The organism is Massilia sp. Root335 (assembly GCF_001425685.1).
Lineage (GTDB): Bacteria > Pseudomonadota > Gammaproteobacteria > Burkholderiales > Burkholderiaceae_D > Telluria > Telluria luteola.
The window spans coordinates 77,636-98,243 of record NZ_LMCY01000036.1; the positions used below are offsets into that span (position 1 = coordinate 77,636).

General features: G+C 66.8%; 12 protein-coding genes. 7 read left to right on the plus strand and 5 right to left on the minus strand.

Going from position 1 to position 20,608, the window contains the following annotated elements; all coding sequences use genetic code 11:
• Positions 1-11 precede the first annotated feature (11 nt).
• Positions 12-1,523, minus strand: a complete 1,512-nt coding sequence (locus ASC93_RS19680) for a tryptophan halogenase family protein (RefSeq protein WP_056446240.1) — start codon at positions 1,521-1,523, stop codon at positions 12-14.
• Between the two features lie 188 nt (positions 1,524-1,711).
• Entirely contained in the window at positions 1,712-4,579 is a 2,868-nt protein-coding gene (locus ASC93_RS19685) for a TonB-dependent receptor (protein ID WP_056446241.1), read from the minus strand.
• 534 nt (positions 4,580-5,113) lie between these two features.
• Between ASC93_RS19685 and ASC93_RS19690 the strand changes: the two genes are divergently transcribed.
• The 3 genes from ASC93_RS19690 to ASC93_RS19700 are packed head-to-tail and all read left to right on the plus strand — an operon-like array spanning position 5,114 to position 11,014.
• Positions 5,114-6,985, plus strand: a complete 1,872-nt coding sequence (locus ASC93_RS19690) for a glycoside hydrolase family 13 protein (RefSeq protein ID WP_229412802.1) — start codon at positions 5,114-5,116, stop codon at positions 6,983-6,985.
• 10 nt (positions 6,986-6,995) lie between these two features.
• Positions 6,996-9,926, plus strand: coding sequence for a hypothetical protein (locus ASC93_RS19695; protein WP_056446248.1), 2,931 nt, complete (start codon positions 6,996-6,998; stop codon positions 9,924-9,926).
• Positions 9,923-11,014, plus strand: a complete 1,092-nt coding sequence (locus ASC93_RS19700) for an alpha/beta hydrolase (protein WP_056446251.1) — start codon at positions 9,923-9,925, stop codon at positions 11,012-11,014. Before ASC93_RS19695 ends, ASC93_RS19700 begins: the two co-directional genes overlap by 4 nt.
• Here ASC93_RS19700 and ASC93_RS19705 read toward each other — a convergent pair.
• The 3 genes from ASC93_RS19705 to ASC93_RS19715 form a co-directional block, all read right to left on the minus strand.
• The gene (locus ASC93_RS19705; RefSeq protein ID WP_056446254.1) at positions 10,977-11,540 is read right to left on the minus strand and encodes a GNAT family N-acetyltransferase; all 564 of its coding nucleotides are present in this window, start codon (positions 11,538-11,540) and stop codon (positions 10,977-10,979) included. The two genes, ASC93_RS19700 and ASC93_RS19705, sit on opposite strands and share 38 nt — an antisense overlap.
• Before the next feature lie 4 nt (positions 11,541-11,544).
• Positions 11,545-12,027, minus strand: a complete 483-nt coding sequence (locus ASC93_RS19710; RefSeq protein WP_229412803.1) for a GNAT family N-acetyltransferase — start codon at positions 12,025-12,027, stop codon at positions 11,545-11,547.
• Positions 12,028-12,204: 177 nt separating this feature from the next.
• Positions 12,205-13,494 (minus strand): amidohydrolase family protein, encoded by a 1,290-nt coding sequence (locus ASC93_RS19715; protein ID WP_056446260.1) that lies wholly within the window; start codon positions 13,492-13,494, stop codon positions 12,205-12,207.
• A 211-nt stretch (positions 13,495-13,705) separates the two neighbouring features.
• On the opposite strand from ASC93_RS19715, the gene ASC93_RS19720 reads away from it, so the two are divergent.
• The 4 genes from ASC93_RS19720 to ASC93_RS19735 all read left to right on the plus strand — a co-directional run bounded on the left by ASC93_RS19720 (position 13,706) and on the right by ASC93_RS19735 (position 20,491).
• Positions 13,706-14,524, plus strand: a complete 819-nt coding sequence (locus ASC93_RS19720; protein WP_082548181.1) for a phasin family protein — start codon at positions 13,706-13,708, stop codon at positions 14,522-14,524.
• Between the two features lie 130 nt (positions 14,525-14,654).
• Complete coding sequence (locus ASC93_RS19725; protein ID WP_056446266.1) at positions 14,655-16,406, plus strand: ABC transporter ATP-binding protein; 1,752 nt, start codon at positions 14,655-14,657, stop codon at positions 16,404-16,406.
• Entirely contained in the window at positions 16,396-18,195 is a 1,800-nt protein-coding gene (locus ASC93_RS19730) for an ABC transporter ATP-binding protein (RefSeq protein ID WP_056446270.1), read from the plus strand. Before ASC93_RS19725 ends, ASC93_RS19730 begins: the two co-directional genes overlap by 11 nt.
• 241 nt (positions 18,196-18,436) lie before the next feature.
• On the plus strand, positions 18,437-20,491 hold the full coding sequence (locus ASC93_RS19735; RefSeq protein ID WP_229412804.1) for a diguanylate cyclase: 2,055 nt from the start codon (positions 18,437-18,439) through the stop codon (positions 20,489-20,491).
• Positions 20,492-20,608 lie beyond the last annotated feature (117 nt).

Here is a 20,608-nt window from a genome sequence, read left to right on the forward strand (position 1 = left end):
CCACCCAGACCTTACATCCCGGGCGCCTTGCAATACCCGGCAATGAACTCCGCATGGCCGGGCATGAAGTCCACGCATTTGCCGATCACGTCCGCCACGCTGTCCATGTATTCTTGTATCCCCTGTTCCGATTGCACATCGACCAGCGGGTGGTAAGCCTGGGGGTGGATGTTCTGGCCGATCAGCACCTGGCGCCAGCCGACCTCCGTGAACAGCTCGTTGTCGACGCGGCGCAGGCGGCCGTGCGTGCGGTACAGGTCGATCTTTTCGCGCAGCGTGGCCGGGATCTCCATGTGCGCGCAGGCGCGCCAGAACGCGGCGTCGTCGCGCTGGTTGGCGTAGTAGTGCAGGATGATGAAGTCGCGGGTGCGCTCGTAATGGAAGCGCGACAGGCGGTTGAACGCGTCCACGTCCGGCTGGCTGAAGCCCTGGTCCGGGAAATAATCGAGCAGGCGCTGGATCGCATCCTGGATCATGTGGATGCTCGTCGATTCGATCGGCTCCAGGAAACCGCTCGACAGGCCGATCGCCACCACGTTCTTGTCCCACGCCTTCTTGCGCATGCCGGTCGTGAAGCGGATCGGACGCGGATCTGCGAGCGGCTTGCCGTCCAGGTTCGCCAGCAGCACGGCCGCGGCCTCGTCGTCGCTGATGAAGCGGCTGCAGTACACGTGGCCGTTGCCGATGCGGTTCTGCAGCGGGATGCGCCACTGCCAGCCCGATTGATGCGCGGTGGCGCGCGTGTACGGCGTGATCTCGGACACGGATTCGCACGGGACGGCCAGCGCGCGGTCGCACGGCAGCCAGTGCGTCCAGTCCTCGTAGCCGGCCTGCAGGGTCTGCTCGATCAGCAGGCCGCGGAAGCCCGAGCAGTCGATGAACAGGTCGCCCTCGATCCGGTCGCCGTTTTCCATCACGACGGCGTCCACGTGGCCGTCGCCGGCGCGCTGCGTCGCGCGCACGATCTTGCCTTCGATGCGCTCGACGCCGCGGCTTTCCGACAGCTTGCGCAGGTGGCGCGCGTACAGGCCGGCGTCGAAGTGGTAGGCGTAGGTGATCTCGGCCAGCGGCGAATTGCCCAGGTCCGTGCGCGGCAGCATGAACTTGTTGGCGCGCGCGGCCGCGCGCGTGATCGAATAATCGGCCAGGTCGCGCGCGCGGCCCAGGGCGTGCATCTTGTGCCAGTACTGCTCGAAGCCGACCATCCACAGGTCCTGGCCCAGGCGCCCGAAGCCGTGCATGTAGCGGTCGCCCAGGCGGCCCCAGTTCACGAACTCGACGCCGAGCTTGAAGGTGCCGTTGGTGGCTTTCAAGAACTCGGCCTCGTCGATGCCGGCGACGGTATTGAAGCGCTGGATCATCGGGATCGTGGCCTCGCCCACGCCGACGATGCCGATTTCGTCGGACTCGACGAGGCGGATGCGGTAGCGGCCGCGCAGCGCGGTGGCCAGGGCGGTGGCGGTCATCCAGCCGGCGGTGCCGCCGCCGACGATGACGATGGTGTTCAGGTGAGGTACTTGCATGCTCGGTCTCGCCGCTTTACAGGTCATTCATGAAAAAACACCCCTGCGGACCAGGGCCGGCAGGGGTGCTTATTAAACTGTCGACATTGACAGGATACCGTAGGGTGGGCGGCCTCCGCCCACGCGTGACGTTTGCGTTGTGCCGGCGTCACGCGTGGGCACGGGGTGCCCACCCTACGATAATGCACTTAGAACTTGTAGCTTGCGCCCAGGCTGTAGGTACGGCCGAACGTGATCTTCTCGGCGATTTCGCTCGGGTCCGCCGCATAGCGGACGAACGGCGAGTTCGTGAAGTTGTTCACGGCTGCCGTCAGCGACAGGCCCTTCAGCATGGTGTGGTCGCCGAACTCGTAGGTCAGCTGGCCGTCGACCGTCGTGTTGCCACGGATGAAGGTGAGCTGGTTGTTGTCCTGGAAGTCGCTGATTTCGCCCAGGAAGTCGCTGCGGTGCTTGGCCGCGACCGACGCACGGAAACCGTTCGCTTCGTAGTACAGGCGCAGGTTGGTCACCTGGCGCGACAGGCCCGGCAGCGGGATGGTCGACACGCCGCCCGTGTCGATCACGGTCAGGCCCGTGGTCAGCAGGTTCACCGAGCTCAGGGTGCTCGAGTGGTTGACCTCGACACCGAAGCCGCTCAGGTACTTGGTCAGCATGGCGAACGGCAGCGACGCCGTCAGCTCGATACCCTTGATGTTGCCGCCCGTACCGTTGACCGGGGTGTTCAGGATACCGACCGTGGAGCCGGCGAACGGACCCGATGCCGGCAGCGGGGTCTTGGCGGACAGCAGGCCGGTCGTGGCGAAGTCGACGCTCTTCGGCACCGTCAGCACGTACGTGTCGAGCTTCTTGTAGAAGCCGGCGACGGCGACGTAGCCCTTGGCACCGTTGACCGTGAAGTATTTTTCCCACGATACGTCCAGCGCCTTGGCACGGAACGGTTCCAGGTTCGGGTTACCCGCGCTGCCCGACAGGATCGGACCGTCGTGGTACGTGTTGTTCAGGCTCACGCCGCCGCCCGGACGCAGGTCGCTCATCTTGGTGCGCGACAGCGTCTTGCCCAGGCCCAGGCGCAGCATCTGGTCGTGCGGCAGTTCGAAGCCCAGGTTCAGGCTCGGCAGGAAGTCGTTGTACGAATGGTGACCTTGCACGACATAGGCCGGGCAAGCCTGGCCGGCGACGCCGGCGCACTTGCTCGTGTCGACGACGGTACCGGTCGAGCTCTGGTTCGTGTGGATGTACTGGCCGCCGATGTTGCCGCGGTAGGACAGGCCGAACAGTTCGCCTTCCAGGTTACCCATCAGGTAGCCGGTCGAGACCTTTTCCGAGACGTCCCAGTTCTTGTCCGTCTGGATCGGCTGGTCGACTTTCGGCAGCAGCTGGTAGATCGAACCGAGCGAACCGAGCGGGTTCCAGGCGACGACCGGGATGCCCGACTGCGGCGTCACGACGACGTCCGTGCCCGGCACCGGTGCCGAACCGTACGGACCGGTACCGACGACCAGGTTGCCTTCGTTCTGGTCGCGGTTCTTGCTGCGGTTGGTGCGGTTGAAGCCGAATTCGACGGACGTCAGCGGACCGAGTTCGAGGTCGTGCTTGGCGGACAGGCGGCCCGACTTGATGTCGTCCGTGGTCACGCCGACGGCGACATAGCCCGCCTGCGGGTTGCCGGTCAGGCCACCGCCCCAGCCCGCGTGGTCGGTCAGGACGACCTGGCCGCGGTCGGCGTAGTTGAGCGACGTCGTGTAGACCGGGCTCAGGTTGTCCTTGCCGGTGAAGCCGGTCCAGGAAATCGTGGACAGGTTGGCGGCGTCGCCCGGCTGGCCGGCCGTCGTTTCGTAGCGGCTCGAATCGTGCTTGACCTTGGAGCCGGACAGGTCGCCCGTCACGGTCCAGCCTTCGTGGCGCAGGCGGCTGTTGATGCCCCAGGAATTCAGGGTGTCGGTCACGGCCTCGATGTGGTTGCGCACGTCGCCCTTGAAGTTCGAGCAGGTGCCGGACACGGCCACGCCGTCGACGATGGTCGCGTTGGTCAGCACACCGTTCGGGTCGTACGAACCGGTGCTGCCGCAGACCGAACCTTCGAGGCCGGTCTTCTTGGTGTTGTCGGTGTTCTTCGAGTGGAACAGGTCGATGGTGGTCAGGAAATCCTTGTTCGGACGGAACTGCAGGATACCCATCACGCCCTTGTTCGTCTGCGGGTCGCGCTGGACGTCCGTCTTGAAGCCGTTCGGCACGGCCACGTTCTGGCCGTTGTACGTGGCCGAACCCGGCGAACCGCCCCAGCCGTCGGCCTGGAACTGCTCGGCGCCGGTGTCGTTGAACTTGACCGCGCCCAGGGCCACGCCGATCGTGCGGTTGGCGAACTGGTCGATGTAGGTCAGGGTGCTGCGGTAGCCGGTGCCGGTCCCGAGACCTTCGTTGTGCTCGCCGAAGCGCATGGTTTTGTAGCCGACGGCGACGGTGCGCTTGGCGAAGTCCAGCGGCATCACGGTGCGCTGGTCGATCGTCGACGCGATGCCCTGGCCCATCAGGCTGGCGTCCGGCGACTTATAAATGGTGATGGTGCCCAGCATTTCGGCCGGGTACAGGTCGAACTTGACGCCGCGGCTGTCGCCGGCCGACGCCTGCTCGCGGCCGTTCAGCAGCGTGCCGTTGAAGTCCGGCGACAGGCCGCGGACGGAAATCGCGGACGCGCGGCCCGACGACTTGTCGCGCTGCGCCGTCACGCCCGGCAGGCGCGAGATCGACTCGGCCACGGTGGCATCCGGCAGCTTGCCGATGTCTTCCGCCGAGATCGCCTCGACGATGGAATTCGAATTCTTCTTGATCGAGATCGCCGCTTCGATGCCGCGGCGGATACCGGTCACGGTCACCTGGCTGATCGGGTTGCCGTTGGCGTCCGTCGTCTGCACGGCTTGCGTGACGGTGGAATCCTGCGCGTACACATTGGTGCCGAGCGCCGACAAGAACACGGCGCAACCGGCGGCCACCGGGCTCAGCTTGAATACAAGGGCGCCATTGATATTACGCGCGTGCTTGCCATTAAAAATCTTCATTTGTCCCCTCAAATCATCAGATCTCATTGTTTTCCCGAGGACGACGCGTGAGCCCGCACACGGGAGCCAGAAGCAAACGTTACTTGGACGTTCTGTCAAGGATTCTGTATTAAAACTAGATCCAGTGTCAACGCAACTTGCTTTCAATTACGGGAATGTAGGAGTTTTACGCCCTTTTGGCTTAAAAACGACTTTTCTCGTTGTATGCGAGCTACAAACGATACGTACATGCGATGTAGTCGCGCTACAAATTGATTTCTTTGCACCAATATGGCCGTCAAATGCACATTTTTTGTGCAAATCAGCGTAGTAGCTTTACCGAATGTGGGGATTTGCCAACATTTGATCTTGCAAATCCTTGGGAAATCGGTGTAGCAAAACTAGAGAACAGAAATGTGTCCTGCGTTGCTGGGCTCAATCGTCTGTAGTATTCTCCAAGCAATAATGTAATAAGCTCATTGCCTTTGAGCAATTATTCGGTCAAATCGATGTAGTTGCGCTACGTCGACAGACGCCGCCCGCCCTGGAGACCCCATGTCCGTCCCTGCCCGCTCCCGCATGCACACCGTTCTCGCCAGCCTTTTGCTCGGCGCCGCCCTGCTCACCGGTCCTGCCGCCGCATCGGCCACGACGCCGGCCGCCATCGACCACATGGATCCGCCGTTCTGGTGGACGGGCATGCACGACCGGCGCCTGCAACTGATGGTGCACGGCGCCGCCATCGCCGACCTGGAACCGGCCCTCGCCTATCCCGGCGTGCGCATCGCGGCGGTGACGCGCGTGGCCAACCGCAACTACCTGTTCATCGACCTGGACATCGCGCCCGACGCGCAGCCGGGCGACGTCGCCATCGAATTCAGGGCGCCGGCGGGCGGCGCGGCGTGGTCCACCCGCTACACCTATCGCCTGCTGGCGCGCGCGCCGGGGTCGAGCGAACGGCAGGGATTCAATACGGCCGACGCGATCTACCAGCTCATGCCGGACCGCTTCGCCAACGGCGACACGCGCAACGACAGCGTGCCGGGCCTCGCCGATAAGCTCGACCGCGCGCTGGGCCACGGCCGCCACGGCGGCGACATCCAGGGCATCATCGACCACCTCGACTACATCGCCGGCATGGGCTTCACGCAGCTGTGGCCGACGCCGCTCGTGGAAAACGACATGCCGGCCGCGTCCTACCACGGCTACGCCGCCACGGATCATTACAAGATCGACCCGCGCTTCGGCAGCAACGAGGATTACGTCCGCCTGTCGCGCGCGGCAAAGCAGCACGGCGTCGGCCTGATCCAGGACGTGGTGCTGTCGCACATCGGCCTGAATCACTGGTGGATGAAGGACTTGCCGACGCCGGACTGGATCAACCACGACGGCAAATTCGTACCGACGATGCACCACCGCACCGCCGTGCAGGACCCGTACGCATCGAAGGAGGACGCCAGCAATTTCACGACGGGCTGGTTCAGTCCCGGCATGCCGGACCTGAACCAGACCAACCCGTTCGTCGCCAACTACCTCATCCAGAACAACATCTGGTGGATCGAGTACGCGGGCTTGTCCGGCCTGCGCATCGACACGTTCGGCTATTCGGACGGCGCCTTCCTCGCGCAATACACGCACCGCCTGCTGGCCGAATATCCGCACCTGAACATGGTGGGTGAGGAATGGAGCAAGCTGCCGCCCGTCGTCGCGCACTGGCAGCGCGCCCCGACCTCCATGCCCAGCCTGATGGACTTCCCGCTGACGGAAGCGATGCGCACGGCGCTGGCCGGGAAAAACGACGGCGACACGTTCAACGACGTATACGAGACCCTGTCGCTGGACTATCTCTATCCGAATGCCTCGAACCTCGTGCTGTTCGAAGGGAACCACGACATGGCCCGCCTGTACAGCGTCGTCGGCGAAGACCTCGCGCGCTGGAAGATGGACCTCGCGTTCGTGATGACGATGCCGCGCATCCCGCATTTCTATACCGGCGACGAACTCCTCATGACGAGCACCACCGACCGGCGCGACGACAGCAGCTACCGCCGCGACTTCCCCGGCGGCTGGGCCGGCGACAAGGTCAACGCGTTCACGGGCGCGGGCCTCACGCCGCGCCAGCGCGAGGCGCAGGACTTCGTGAAGAAGCTCGTCAACTGGCGCAAGGGCGCGGACGTCGTCCACCACGGGAAGCTGATGCAGTACGGGCCCGAAAACAATACCTGGGTCTACTTCCGCTACGATGCGCATCACAAGGTCATGGTCGCGTTCAACGCCAACGACAAGGAAACCGCGCTGCCGGTCGCGCGCTTCCACGAAATGCTGTCGGGCGTCGCGGCCGGGACCGACGTGCTCACGGGCCGGCGCTTCGACCTCGCCAGGGAAATCCGGCTGCCGGCGAAATCGGTCGTCATCCTCGACATCTAATGTTTGCGACATGAACAAACTCACGCTCCTCGCAGCCGCCCTCTTCGCGCAATCCGTGACCGCCATCGCCGCCGAAGCGCCCCCGCTGCGCTACGACATCTACGTGCGCGGCGCCTTCAACGGCTGGGGCACGGACAACGTCCTCGCCTACCAGGGCAAGGGCGTCTACCAGGCCGACATCCTCGTCAGCCCCGGCAACCACGCCTTCAAGGTCGGCAGCCGCGACTGGGCCGCGGAATGGATCGTGAATCCGGCCGCCAGCGTCAGCGTCAAGCTGGATGCGGCGTATCCGCTGGCGACGGAAGCGGGGCCGGAAGACTATCTGTTCACGAAGACGACGGCCACGTTCCGCTTCCGCGTCGACGTGTCCGATCCCAAGCGTCCCGTGCTGACGGTCGCGCGCATCGAGACGCCCGCCGCCGCACCGGCAGCGGACCCGCACGCGGGCGCGGGCGCGACGGCCGCGCTGACCTTCCCCACCTGGGACGGCAAACAGGAAACGGCACGCTTCTCCGTGCGCGATCCGCAGGCGCCGCTGCGCAGCTATGCGCAATCGACGACCATGCAGCTGCGCGACCCCGGTCCGCAATCGACGACGTATGACGAAGACGCGTCGCTGCCGGTCGTGCGCAGCGGCAGCCTCGCGTTCGACGCCCTGTTCGCGCTGGCCGGCCACGAGATGAAGCTGGATTCGGTCAAGGAAATCCGCGACGGGAACTACAACGGCGGCGCCGCGATCCAGTGCGACTGCTTCGAGACCGGCGAGAAATGGCATTACGTGTGGACGCGCGACCTGTCGTACGCGGCGGATCTCGGCCTCGCCATGCTCGATCCGCAGCGCGTGCGCAACTCGCTGCTGTTCAAGCTGTCCGGCTGGCGCGCGGGCGTGACGATGGCGCCGCAGGTCGCCGGCACGGCGGACGGCCTGCAGGTCGTGCAGGACACGGGCAGCGGCGGCAGCTGGCCCGTCAGCACGGACCGCATCACGTGGGCCTTCGCGGCCGAGGAAGTCCTCAAGACGCTGCCGGCGAACGAGCGCACGGCGTTCGCGGCCAGGGCGCTGCACGCGCTGTCCAACACGATAGACAACGACCGCATCGCCGCCTTCGACCCGGCGACGGGCCTGTACACGGGCGAGGAATCGTTCCTCGACTGGCGCGACCAGACCTACGCGAAATGGATTCCCGACGACCTGGCCTCGATGGCGAGCAGCCACGCGCTGTCGACCAACGTCGGCCACTACAAGGCCCTGACGGTGGCCGCCATGCTGGCACGCGAGCAGGGAGACAAAGCCCGCGCCGCGCGCTACGACAAATGGGCGCGCGACCTGAAACGCGCCATCAACGCGCGCCTGTGGCTGGCCGACGCCGGCATGTACAGCAGCCTCACGGCCGCGCACTTCGACGGCGCGCCGCTGCACAAGTTCGACTGGCTCGGGCAGTCGCTCGCCATCGTCACCGGCGTCGCCGACGGCGCGCGGGCGAAAAGCATCCTCGCCAGTTATCCGCACGGCCCGATGGGCGCGCCCGTCATCTGGCCGCAGCAGCCGGACATGCCCGTCTACCACAACCGCGCGATGTGGCCGTTCGTCACCGCGTACGGCCTGCGCGCGGCCATCCTGGGACGCAACGTCGCCGTGGCCGACGCGGCGTACGACACGCTGATGCGGGGCGCCGCGCTGAACCTGTCGAACATGGAAAACCTCGAGTGGCTCTCCGGCCAGCCGCTGCTGCTGGACGAGGCGCACCCGAACCTGATCGGCCCCGTCATCGATTCGAAGCGCCAGCTGTGGTCCGTCGGCGCCTACCTCGGCATGGTGATCCGCGACGTGTTCGGCGTCTCCACCACGCGCGACGGCATCGAGGTGGCGCCATTCGTGACGGCCAAGCTGCGCGGCGGCGTGTTCGCGGCCGGCGACACCGCCGCCCTGTACAACCTGCGCCTGCAGGGCCGCGCCGTCAACGTCAAGCTGCATTTGCCGCCCGCGCCGGCGGCCGGCGGCAGCGGCTATTACGCGGTCGAACGCATCCTCGTGGACGGCAAGCCGGCCGGCGCCGCGATCCCGTGGAGCGCGCTCGGCGCGCACAGCGACATCGACGTCCACCTGGGCAAACTGGTCGCGGGCGACACGGCCATCCATCGCGTGAACGCCGACCCGTACGAGGAAGCGCCGGCGGTATTCGGTCCGCGCGAACCGCGCATCGACGCGCTCTCCCGCGCCGGCAAGGCCACGACGCTGGCGATCGCGCCGGCCGACCGGCAGGCGGGCATCGCGTACAACGTCTACCGCGACGGCAAGCTGGTCGCGTCCAGCCTGCCGGCGGGCGCGTGGACGGACCGCGCCGGCGCGGCGACGTCGTGCTACGCCGTCGAAGCGCAATACACGGTATCGGGCAACCGCAGCCACCACAGCGTGCCGCGCTGCGTCGACGCGGGCGTGGCGATCGCCGCGACCGACCCGCGCGTGCAGGCCGGCGTGGCGCTCGCGCCGGCCAACGCGCGCTTCGCCGAGCCGCATCTCGCCGACTGGGGCCGGCCGCTCGATCGCTTCACGGTGCGCGACGTACGCGTGCCGGGGACGGGCGACTACGCCGTGCAGGTCCGCTACCACAACGGCGCCAACCAGGTGAACCTCGGCATCAGCGGTGGCGTAAAATGGCTGGCGCTCAAGGATGAGTCGGGGAAGATCGTCGCGCAAGGCGTCGTGCAGCTGCCGCACGCGCGCATCGACAAGGCGAACACTCCGACCGTGTATTCGACCCCGCTGGCCGCGCGCCTGAAGGCGCATGTGCCGTACCGGATCGAGATGAGCGATTTCTACAACATGAGCTATTTGGACAGCAACCGCAGCTTCAGCGCGGCCGGCGGCGTCGACGGACCGTCGAACCGCTTCGACATCTACGGCGTGCGGCTGCTCGCCATCCACGGAACAAGACAATGAAACAGATCGCAATCGCCGCCGCCGTGCTGTTGCCCACGCTACTGCTGCTGGCCCAGGCGCCGGCCGCCGCCACGACCGTGCGCGTGCACTACGCGGCCGGCAAGGAGGGCATCCAGGTCCGGGCGGACAAGGGCGCCGCCGGCTGGTCGCAGGGCGTGCCCGCCACGCCCGAGGGAGGACCGCTGAACGTCTGGACCTTCACGTGGCCGGACGCGCTGGGCGACATCCAGATGAAGCCCGCGCTGGGCGCGGACAAGGTGTCGATCGGCGGCGTCTACCGCGTGCCGGCCGGCGCCACGCTCGACATCTACCCGTTCTTCGGGCCGCCGTTCGGCAAGGTCGCGATCGTGAAGGACTTCGCGTCGCCGCAGATGAACAACAAGCGCGCGCTGCGCATCTACCTGCCGCCCAGCTACGGCGAAAACGCGGCCAAGCGCTACCCCGTGCTGTACATGCACGACGGCCAGAACCTGTTCGATGCGAAGACGGCGTCGTACGGCGTCGAATGGGGTGTCGACGAGACGATCAACCGCCTCGTCGCGACGGGCGCGATGGACGAGGTGATCGTCGTCGGCATCGACAACACGCCGGACCGCATCCCCGAATACACGCCCTGCTGCGATCCGAAATACGGCGGCGGCAAGCTGAAAGCCTATGACGCGTTCATCGTGGAGACGGTGAAGCCGTATGTCGACCGCACCTACCGCACGCTGCCCGGCAAGGACACGACCGCGATCATGGGCTCGTCCCTGGGCGGCCTCGCCTCGGTGCTGATCGCGCAGCGCCATCCGGACATCTTTTCGAAGGCGGGAGGCGTTTCCAGTTCGTTCTGGTGGAACGGCGGGACGACGATCGCGACACTGCCGGAGCGCGTGCCCGTGAAGTTCTACATTGACGCCGGCACGCGCGACGACGGCCTGGACGACACGGCGAAAATGCGCGACGCCATGCTGGCCAAGGGCTGGCGCGACGGCGACGACCTGATGTTCTACAAGGCCGAGGGCGGGCGCCACAACGAGGCGTCGTGGGCCGCGCGCGTGGACAAGCCGCTCACGTGGTTCTTCCCATGGGGCTCGACCCGGCAGTAGCGCGACGCGATGCGGGCGGTTCGATGTCGATGCTGTACAGGTTGCTGCCCGCGCCGCCCGGCACGAGATGGACGACGCGCTCGAACCGCAGGCCCATCTTGCGCAGCAGGCCGTTCGACGCGACGTTGCCGGGCGACGTGATGGCCAGCACGCGCGGCAGGCCCAGCGCGGGCGCGAGGCCCAGCACGGCCATGCCGGCCTCGTAGGCGTAACCGCGGCCGCAGTAAGGCGCCAGGTAGGCATAGCCGATGTCGACGCCATCCAGCGTCTCGCGCTTGATCAGGCCGCACATGCCGATCAGCGTACCGCTGCCCTTGAGCTCGACGACGTAGAGCGAGTGGCCGCACGCCTCCTGCATCGCGATCGGGCCGTCGAGCAGGGCCTGGAGCGCGTCCTCGCGCGTGCGGATGCCGCGGTCGCCGATGTGTTCGAGGAAGCCGGGATCGTTGACGAGCGCCAGGTAGAAATCGGCGTCGCCGCGGTCGGCGGTGCGCAGGCGCAGGCGCGGGGTCGCGAGGATCTCCACGGCTTCAGTCTTCTTCCGGCAGCGGCCAGCGCGCCGGATCTTCGAGCAGCTTGTACATCACGTACGCGTCCACATAGCCGAGCCGGCGGTGACGATACGCCTTGGGCAGCGTGCCGACGATGGAAAAGCCGAGCCGTTTCCACAAGTAGATCGCGGGGTTGTTCGTACTGACGACGAAGTTGAACTGCATCGCCAGGTAGCCCTTGCGCCGCGCCTCGCCGATGCTGTGCTCGCCGAGCAGGTGGCCGACGCCCACGCCCTGCGCGTTCGGGCTCACCATGTACGAGGCATTCGCCACGTGCGCGCCGCGGCCCACGTGGTTGGGCTGCAGCTTGTACATCCCGAGGATCCGCTCCTCGCCGCGCACGGCGACATAGGTCGACGCCTCGGCGGCGAACCAGTAGTCGTACGTGTCTTCGCGGCTCGTGCCGGCATCCTGGGCATAGGTCTCGCCCTCGGTCGCATGTGCCTGGAAAATGGTCCACATAGCATTGAAATCAGTTTCAGTAGCGGGACGAATCTGGATATCTTTCACTGCGTGACCTGCTGGATGTATCGAAAGCGCAAGATTCTACCTAAGGTTTCGGCTGCACGGCTGCGAAACCGGTAACCAGACGTAGAAAATTTCCGTTGAATAAAGGTAGGAAAGACTTCGTGCCGTGCGTTACTGCCCCGCTCGGCTGGAAGTTCCCAACCGGAAATCCACCGTGGCCGGCCGGTCCGGCAGGTGCAGCGTGGCCCGTGCCGGCGGCGCCTCGCTGACGACCTGGCCGCCGCGCAGCACGAGCCGGCGCGCGGCGCGCAGGCGGATCGCCTCGACGGGGTCGGCGGCGTCGAGCCATACGAGGTCCGCGCGGCAACCCGGCGCGATGCCATAGCCCTGCAGACCGAGGATGCGGGCGGGGGTTTCCGTAATTGCCTGGAAACACTGGCGCATCGCGGCCTGGCCCGTCATCTGCGCGACGTGCAGCCCCATGTGCGCCACTTCGAGCATGTCGCCGGAACCGAGGCCGTACCACGGGTCCATCACGCAATCGTGGCCGAACGCCACCGGCACGCCGGCCGCCAGCAGTTCCGGCACGCGGGTCATGCCGCGCCGCTTGGGATACGTGTCGTGGCGGCCCTGCAAGGTGATGTTGATGAGCGGGTTCGCGATGGCCGCCACGCCCGACTCCACCATCAGCGGCAGCAGCTTGCTCACGTAGTAATTGTCCATCGAATGCATCGACGTCAGGTGCGACCCGGCCACGCGGCCTTGCATGCCGAGGCGCAAGGTTTCGGCAGCAAGAGTTTCGATGTGGCGCGACAGCGGGTCGTCGCTTTCGTCGCAATGCATGTCGACCATCAGGCCCTGCTCCGCCGCGTATTCGCACAGCAGGCGCACGGATTCGGCGCCGTCGGCCATCGTGCGCTCGAAGTGCGGGATGCCGCCGACGACGTCCACGCCCATGCGGATCGCGCGCTTGAGGTTGGCGAGGGCCGTCGGGCTGCGCAGCAGGCCGTCCTGCGGAAACGCAACCAGTTGCATGTCGATGTAGGGCGCGACGCGGCGTTTGACGTCGAGCAGCGCCTCCACGGCCAGCAGGCGGTCGTCGCACACGTCGACGTGGGTGCGGATCGCCAGCAGCCCGCGCGCCACGGCCCAGTCGCAATAGCGCAACGCGCGTTCGACGAGCGCCTCCTGCACCAGTTGCGGCTTCAGCTCGCCCCACAGCGCGATGCCTTCGAGCAGGGTGCCCGATTCGTTCACGCGCGGCAGGCCGTAGCTGAGCGTCGCATCCATGTGGAAATGGGCGTCGACGAAAGGCGGCGTCACGAGGTCTCCGCCCACGTCGATCTCGCGCGCGCCGCGCTGCGGTAAAGCGGGGTCGACGGCCGCGATGCGGCCCCCTTCGATGGCGATGTCGGCCCGGCGGCCGTCCGGCAGGGTGGCGTTGCGGAGGACGAGATCCATGCTGACGACTCCTGATGGGTTGGGATCACATCAGATTACCACGATGGCCATCTTGTCAATGATCTACATCAAACCATAATGCTGCACCGCAAGATTTCCTTATAAAAACAACATAGAATTCGCTTTTCAACCCGCATAAAGCCATTTACACTCATCTTATTGCAGTGCGTCATAAACCATACGGTTATAACCTGAAAGACAAGGAACCCAGATGACTTCACTTTCCGAACAGTTGTCCGCCGTCCGCAAGTCCCAATGGGAAGCCCAGCTCGACGTGTTCCGGGACTTGAGCAAACGCGCGCTCGACAGTGCCGAACAACTGATTGCACTTAATATGAAGACCTCCCGCGCATCGGTCGAGCAAGCCACGGGAACTTTCAAGCAATTACTCGAAGCCAGCAATCCGCGCGATCTGCTGGCCGTCGGCTCGACGGCCCAGGGCCAGTGGCAGCAATTCTTTGCCTACGGCCGCGAACTGCTGGGCATTGCCACCGGCACCCGCGAGCCCGCCTGGAGCACGCAGCAAACTCCGCTGCAACTGGTGCCCGCCGCGACGGCGAACATTCCCACGTCGGTGCCGCAACTGCTGGAACAGACGGCCATCGCGACCGCCGACGCCACCACGATCCACAGCGAGATCGCCCACGCCGCCATCGACACCGGCAGCGCGCTGGCCGAAGCCGCGCTGGATGCGGGCCAGCAGGCCGTCGCCCGCGCCACGGACACCGCCGCGGCGCCGACGACCACCGTGACCGAGGCGGTCGTCGCGGCACCGCCCGCCCCTGCTCCCGATCCGGTCGAAACGGCCATCGCCGACGACGTGCCGCGCGCCAAAGCCAAGCCGTTGGCCAAGGCCCTGAACGAGGTCGCGCCGAAGCCGGCGGCCGCCGAGCATCCGATCGCATCGACCGTGCCGCTGGAAGCCGGGCCCCAGGTCGACCTGCCGATCGTCACGCCGGCCGAAAGCACGCCGCCGCTGCGCGTCGTGACGCAGGGCGGCAAGGGTGCGCGCAACCAGCGCAAGAAGTAAACCGGCGGTCCGGCGCGGGCGGCACGCCTGCCTGCAAACGGACGGCAAAAATAGTACATTAGCGGGCTCCGGCCCGCTTTTTCGTTTTCGCGTCCGTTTTCACGCACCACCAACAAGAACAGGATCTTCAATGGGTTTGGCAAGGCTGATCGGCGGCTTCGTGCGCCGCCACTGGCGTTCCTACGCGTCGTCGGCGGTGATGCTGTTCGGCGTGGCCCTGTGCACCGTGCTCGTGCCGCGCAAGGTCGGCGCCATGATCGACGGCCTCGCGGCGCACCGCCTCGGCGGGCACGATCTTCTCGTCCAGCTGTTCGAACTGCTCGGACTGGGCCTCGCGATCTACGCCCTGCGCGTCGCGTGGCGCCTGCGCCTGTATTCGGCGTCGTACCGGCTCGGCGTCGAGCTGCGCACCAGGCTGTACGACCGCCTGTCGGCGCAGGGTCCGGCCTTTTTCCAGCGCCAGCGCACGGGCGACCTGATGGCGCTCGGCACCAACGACATCGACGCCATCGAGCAGGCCGCCGGCGAGGCGATGCTGGCCGGCTTCGACGGCACGCTGACCCTCGTCATGGTGCTGGGCATCATGTTCCTCGGCGTCGACTGGCGCCTGACGCTGATCGCCCTGCTGCCTTTCCCCTTGATGGCGCTGGCGTTCAAGCGCATCTCGAGCCATATCCACACGGCGTCCACGGATTCGCTGAAGCGCTTCTCGGCCCTCAACGACCACGTGCAGGAAACGCTGTCCGGCGTGCGCACCCTGCGCGCCCTCGGCCTGGAACAACGCAGCGCCGACCAGTTCGCGCAACTGGCCGCGCGCGCCGCCGACGCGAGCCTCACGGCGCAGAAATGGGAAGCCGCGTACGAGCCGGCCGTCGGCCTCACGCTCACCGCCGCCACCGGCCTCACGCTGGGCCTCGGCGGCTATCTCGTGTGGCAGGGCCAGATCACGATCGGCAGCCTCACGAGCTTCACGATGTACCTGGGGCAGCTGATCTGGCCGATGTTCGCGGCCGGCTGGGTGCTGTCGCTGATCGAGCGCGGACGCGCCGCGCTGGCGCGCCTGCAGCCGCTGCTCGATGCACCGCTCAGCGTCGACGACCACGGCACGCTCGACCATCTCGAACGCGGCCCGCTGGTGCTGGAGCACGTGCGCTTCACGTATGGCGGCGATGCGCGCGCCGCGCTGGACGACGTCTCGCTGCGCCTGGAGCCGGGCAAGACGCTGGGCCTCGTCGGCGCCACCGGCGCGGGCAAGTCGACGCTGCTGCGCGTGCTGCTGCGCCAGGCCACGCCGCAGCACGGCCGCGCCACGTGGGGCGGGCATGCGCTGGAGGACTACACGCTCCAGGCGCTGCGCGCGCACATCAGCTGGGTGCCGCAGGAATCGTTCCTGTTCTCCGCGTCGATCGCGGAAAACATCGCCCTCGGCCGCCCGGGCGCGTCGCGCGCGGAGATCGAGCAGGCCGCGCAAATGGCGGCGATCCACGACGACATCCTGCGCTTCCCGGACGGCTACGACACGCCCGTCGGCGAAAAAGGCATCACCCTGTCGGGCGGCCAGCGCCAGCGCGTGGCGATCGCGCGCGCGCTGCTGGCCGACAGCGCGCTGCTGCTGCTCGACGACGCGCTGTCGGCCGTCGACACGGGCACCGAAACGAACATCCTCGACCACCTCGACGAGGTGCGACGCAAACGTCCCGAACTGTCGGCCATCATCGCGAGCCACCGCCTGTCGGCCGTCGTCGACGCCGACCTGATCGTCGTGCTGCGCGACGGCCGCATCGTCGAACGCGGCACGCACGACGAATTGCTCGCCCTGGACGGCTGGTACGCCAGCCAGTGGCGCTACCAGCAACTGGAGGCCAGCCTCGATGCCATCTGAGACCGACAACAAAACCAAAAAAAGCGTGACCGCGGCGCAGGCGCGCCAGGCCGCGGGGCTGCTGCGCCGCGCCGCGCACCCGGACCGCGCCCACCTCGGATGGGCCACGCTGTGGCTGATCCTGGCCGCCGGCCTGGAAGTGCTCGGCCCCCTGCTGGGCAAGAAGCTGATCGACGACCACCTGCTGCCGCGCCATCTCGACTGGCCGCGCATGGCGTGGCTGCTGGCCGGCGTGGTCGTCACCGGCTGGGCCGCGTCGTGGCTGCGCTTCCTGCAGCTCGTGCGCTTGTCGGGCATGGCGATGCGGGCCGTGCAGCGCCTGCGCGAATGGGTCTACGGCCACGTGCTGCGCCTGCCGATGGCGTTCTTCGACCGCGCGATCACGGGCCAGCTCGTGAGCCGCGTCACCAACGACACCGAGGCCGTCAAGACCCTGTACATCCAGGTGCTGTTCGTGATCCTGGATTCCAGCATCGTCCTCGTCGGCACGTCGATCGCGATGGCCTGGCTGGACTGGCACCTGATGGTGATCGTGCTGGCGCTCGTGCCGGCCGTGCTGGGCATCGTGTGGCTGTACCAGCGGCTGTCCGCGCCCGCGGTCACGCGCGCGCGGGCGCTGCGCAGCGACATCAACGGCCAGATGGCCGAATCCATCGGCGGCATGAGCGTGCTGCAAGCGAACAATGCGCAGCACCGCTTCGGCCAGCGCTTCGCCCGCACCAACGACCAGCACTACACGGCCCGCGTGGCCGAGCTGCGTGCCAACGCTTTCCTGCTGCGCCCCGCGCTCGACTTCCTCAACGTCGTGCTGCTGGCCGTCGTCATCTTCAGCTTCGGTCAGCGCAGCATGAACGCCGTCGAGGTCGGGGTGCTGTACGCGTTCATCAGCTATATCGCGCGCGTCGTCGAGCCGCTCATCCAGATCACGATGCAGTTTTCCGGCCTGCAGCAGGCCGTCGTCGCGACGGCGCGCGTGGCCGCGCTGCTCGACGAAGCGGGTGCCGCCGAACACCTGGCCGGCCGCGTCACGTCCGAACGCACGGCCGTCGCGCGCGACGTGCCCGCCGTGCGGGTGCGCGACCTGAGCTTCGGCTATGCCCCCGGCCAGACGGTGCTGCACGACCTGTCGCTCGACATCCCGCAGGGCGCCTTCTTCGGCATCGTCGGCCACACGGGCAGCGGCAAGTCGACGTTGCTGTCGCTGCTGCTGCGCTACTACACGTTCGAACAGGGCACCATCGCGCTGTTCGGCGAGCCGCTGGCGACCATCGGCAACGAACGCTTCCGCGCCGAGGTGGGCCTGGTGCCGCAGGACCCGTTCCTGCTCGCGGCGTCGGCGCGCGAGAACATCGACATGGGACGCGGCCTGCCGCATGCAGCCATCGAGGCGGCCGCGCGCGCGGCGCACGCGCACGAGTTCATCGCGCGGCTGGAGCAAGGCTACGACACGCCGCTTGGCGAAGGCGGCTCGCGCCTGTCGTCCGGCCAGAAGCAGCTGATCGCGATCGCGCGCGCCCTCGCCGGCCAGCCCCGCATCCTGCTGCTGGACGAAGCCACGTCGCGCATCGACAGCCAGACCGAGCAGATCGTGCAGCAGGCGCTCGACGAACTGCGCGGGCAGGTCACGATCATCGCCATCGCGCACCGCCTGTCGACGATCCGCGACGCCGACCGCATCGTCGTGCTGAACCACGGCCGCATCAGCGAATCCGGCAACCACGAGGCGCTGATGCGCATCGAAGGCGGCCTGTACCAGCGGCTTTATCTGCTCCAGCAATTGAGCGTGTGACCCCGCCCGCGGATGCGTTTCCGCTGTCGCGGCGGTGTTGGCTTTGCGTCAACTTTGTTATCTGAACATTATTTCCCGCGGCGACGCGACTTTTTCAATACGAAACTGTGTCTTTTCCGCATACATCGCTCTAATTCTTGATCTTTCTCAATTGCAAGAGCCTATAATTGCATATACAGATGTCCCGAATTGAGGGACCACACTTCCTCGGGGAGCTATGTTGGCAGGCCTATACCGTGCATTGCAGCACCGACGCAGCCGTGCGCTGCTGGCCCTGCTATTGCCCGTTGCCGGCGCCGCCCTGGCCGAGGACGTGGCGCCCGTACGCGACCACTTTGCCGAACTCGGCGAAATCATCCGCGTCACACCCCGGCGCGGCGCGCCGCTGCTGGCCGCGCTGGAAGCCCAGGCGGTGCGCACGCCGGCCGAACATGCCCGTTTCCTCATCCTGTCCTGTGACCTGAGCCACCGCCTCGGCAAGCACGAGGAAGCCGTACGCCTGTGCGAACAGGCGCTGCAACTGGGCCGCCAGGTGCACGACGACAGCCTCGTCGCGCGCGCGCTGCTGTCCAAGGCCTATGCCGTGTTCGGCCTGAACGAGTCGGGACAGTCGCACCAGCTGGTGTGGGAAGCCGAGCGCCTCGCCGCCGCCAGCCCCGACATCGGCCTGCGCATCCTCGTGCTGATCTCGTCGGGCGAATCGTTCGCCGAGGAAGGCAACTTCCCCGTCGCGCTCAACAAGCTGCAAGGCGCCGTGACGCTCGCGCGCCAGAGCGGCGATCCGCTGGAAGTCGCCATCGCGCTCAAGTCGCTGGCCTACCTGTACGGCCAGATGCGCGAATTCGACAAGGGTTTCGAGGCGATCGGCGAAGCGGAACGGCTCGCGGAACAGGTCAATTCGCCGGGCCGCCTGGCCATCTTCAAGACCACCGAATACATCCTCGCGGCGAACAACGGCGACATCGCGCGCGGCACGAAAGCCCTGCTGTCCGCGCTCGCGCTGGAGCGCGGCATCGGTGCCGACGCGATGGTCTCCAACACGCTCGTCAACCTGGCCGACGCCTACCTCAAGCAGCAGGACTGGCGCCGCGCCCTGATGTATGCCCAGCAGTCGCTGGACCAGGCGCAGAAGCTGAACGACGACTCGCTCGCCGCCACGGCCCGCGTCAACGTGGGGCAGGCGTATCTCGGCATGGGCCGCCTGGCCGAGGGCAAGAAGCAGATCGAGCAGGGCATGGACTGGTACGAGCGCTCCGGCAACAAGCCCGACCAGCAGGGCGTGCTCGTCGAATACGGCGACGCGCTGGAACGCGCCGGCGACCTGGCCGGCGCGCTGGCCGCGTATCACCGCGAGCGCGCGCTGTCGAACGAATTGTTCGAGACGTGGCGCCAGAAGGCGATGATGGAGCTGCAGGAAAAATACGAGGCCGACAAGCGCCAGCGCCAGATCGAGATGCTGCGCCAGGAAAACCAGGTCAAGTCGACGGAACTCGACAACCGCCGCCTGCAGCAGCGCATCTGGTGGCTGCTCGCGCTCGTGTTCGCGCTCGCGTCGGTCATCGTCGGCATCCTGTACCGCAAGGTGCGGCACGCCAACGCCCAGCTCGAGGAAAAGAATCAGGAACTCAAGCAGCAGAGCGCGCGCGACCCGCTGACGGCCCTGTACAACCGCCGCCACTTCCAGGAGTTCATGCGCGGGCACCAGGCGATCGAGCGCCGCGGCGTGGGCAACGACGGCATCCGGAGCGGCGACGACATGGTCAGCGCCATGTTCCTGCTCGACGTCGACCACTTCAAGAACATCAACGATACGCACGGCCACGGCGCCGGCGACGCGGTGCTGCGCGAGATCGCGGACGCGCTGCGCGAGATCCTGCGCGAGACCGACATGATCGTGCGCTGGGGCGGCGAGGAATTCCTCGCCTTCCTGCCGGCCGTGCCGAGGGACAGCCTGGACGAGGTGGCGCGCCGCCTGCTGGCCGGCATCCCGGAACGCACCATCGAGTACCAGGGCGCCCGGTTGTCGGTGAACGTATCGATCGGCTTCGCGCCGTTCCCGCTGGTTCAGGTCGGAAGCAGCATCTCGTGGGAGCGCGCGATCAACATCGTCGACATGGCGCTGTACCTGGCCAAGGGCCACGGCCGCAACCGCGCGTACGGCGTGCGCGGCATGGCCGGCCTCGATCCGGCGGCGCTGGACGAGGTCGAGCAGGACATCGAGAAGGCGTGGCGCACGGGGCTCGTGGACCTGTCCATCGTGACGGCACATGCGCCGGAATTGCGGATGGCGTCCTGAGTCACGTCGTTCCCGCGCAGGCGGGAACCCAAGTACTTACGTCGGCGCCGACACCGGGGGTGTACCAGATTCTGTGTAAACGAGTCTTTGTTTAAGTCTGCGGCACGCGGTCTTCAA

Bases quoted from the DNA above. Each gene is read 5' to 3' on its own strand.
- ASC93_RS19680 (WP_056446240.1), bottom strand. From the start codon at position 1,523: ATGCAAGTACCTCACCTGAACACCATCGTCATCGTCGGCGGCGGCACC.
- ASC93_RS19685 (WP_056446241.1), bottom strand. From the start codon at position 4,579: ATGAAGATTTTTAATGGCAAGCACGCGCGTAATATCAATGGCGCCCTT.
- ASC93_RS19690 (WP_229412802.1), top strand. From the start codon at position 5,114: ATGTCCGTCCCTGCCCGCTCCCGCATGCACACCGTTCTCGCCAGCCTT.
- ASC93_RS19695 (WP_056446248.1), top strand. From the start codon at position 6,996: ATGAACAAACTCACGCTCCTCGCAGCCGCCCTCTTCGCGCAATCCGTG.
- ASC93_RS19700 (WP_056446251.1), top strand. From the start codon at position 9,923: ATGAAACAGATCGCAATCGCCGCCGCCGTGCTGTTGCCCACGCTACTG.
- ASC93_RS19710 (WP_229412803.1), bottom strand. From the start codon at position 12,027: ATGTGGACCATTTTCCAGGCACATGCGACCGAGGGCGAGACCTATGCC.
- ASC93_RS19715 (WP_056446260.1), bottom strand. From the start codon at position 13,494: ATGGATCTCGTCCTCCGCAACGCCACCCTGCCGGACGGCCGCCGGGCC.
- ASC93_RS19720 (WP_082548181.1), top strand. From the start codon at position 13,706: ATGACTTCACTTTCCGAACAGTTGTCCGCCGTCCGCAAGTCCCAATGG.
- ASC93_RS19725 (WP_056446266.1), top strand. From the start codon at position 14,655: ATGGGTTTGGCAAGGCTGATCGGCGGCTTCGTGCGCCGCCACTGGCGT.
- ASC93_RS19730 (WP_056446270.1), top strand. From the start codon at position 16,396: ATGCCATCTGAGACCGACAACAAAACCAAAAAAAGCGTGACCGCGGCG.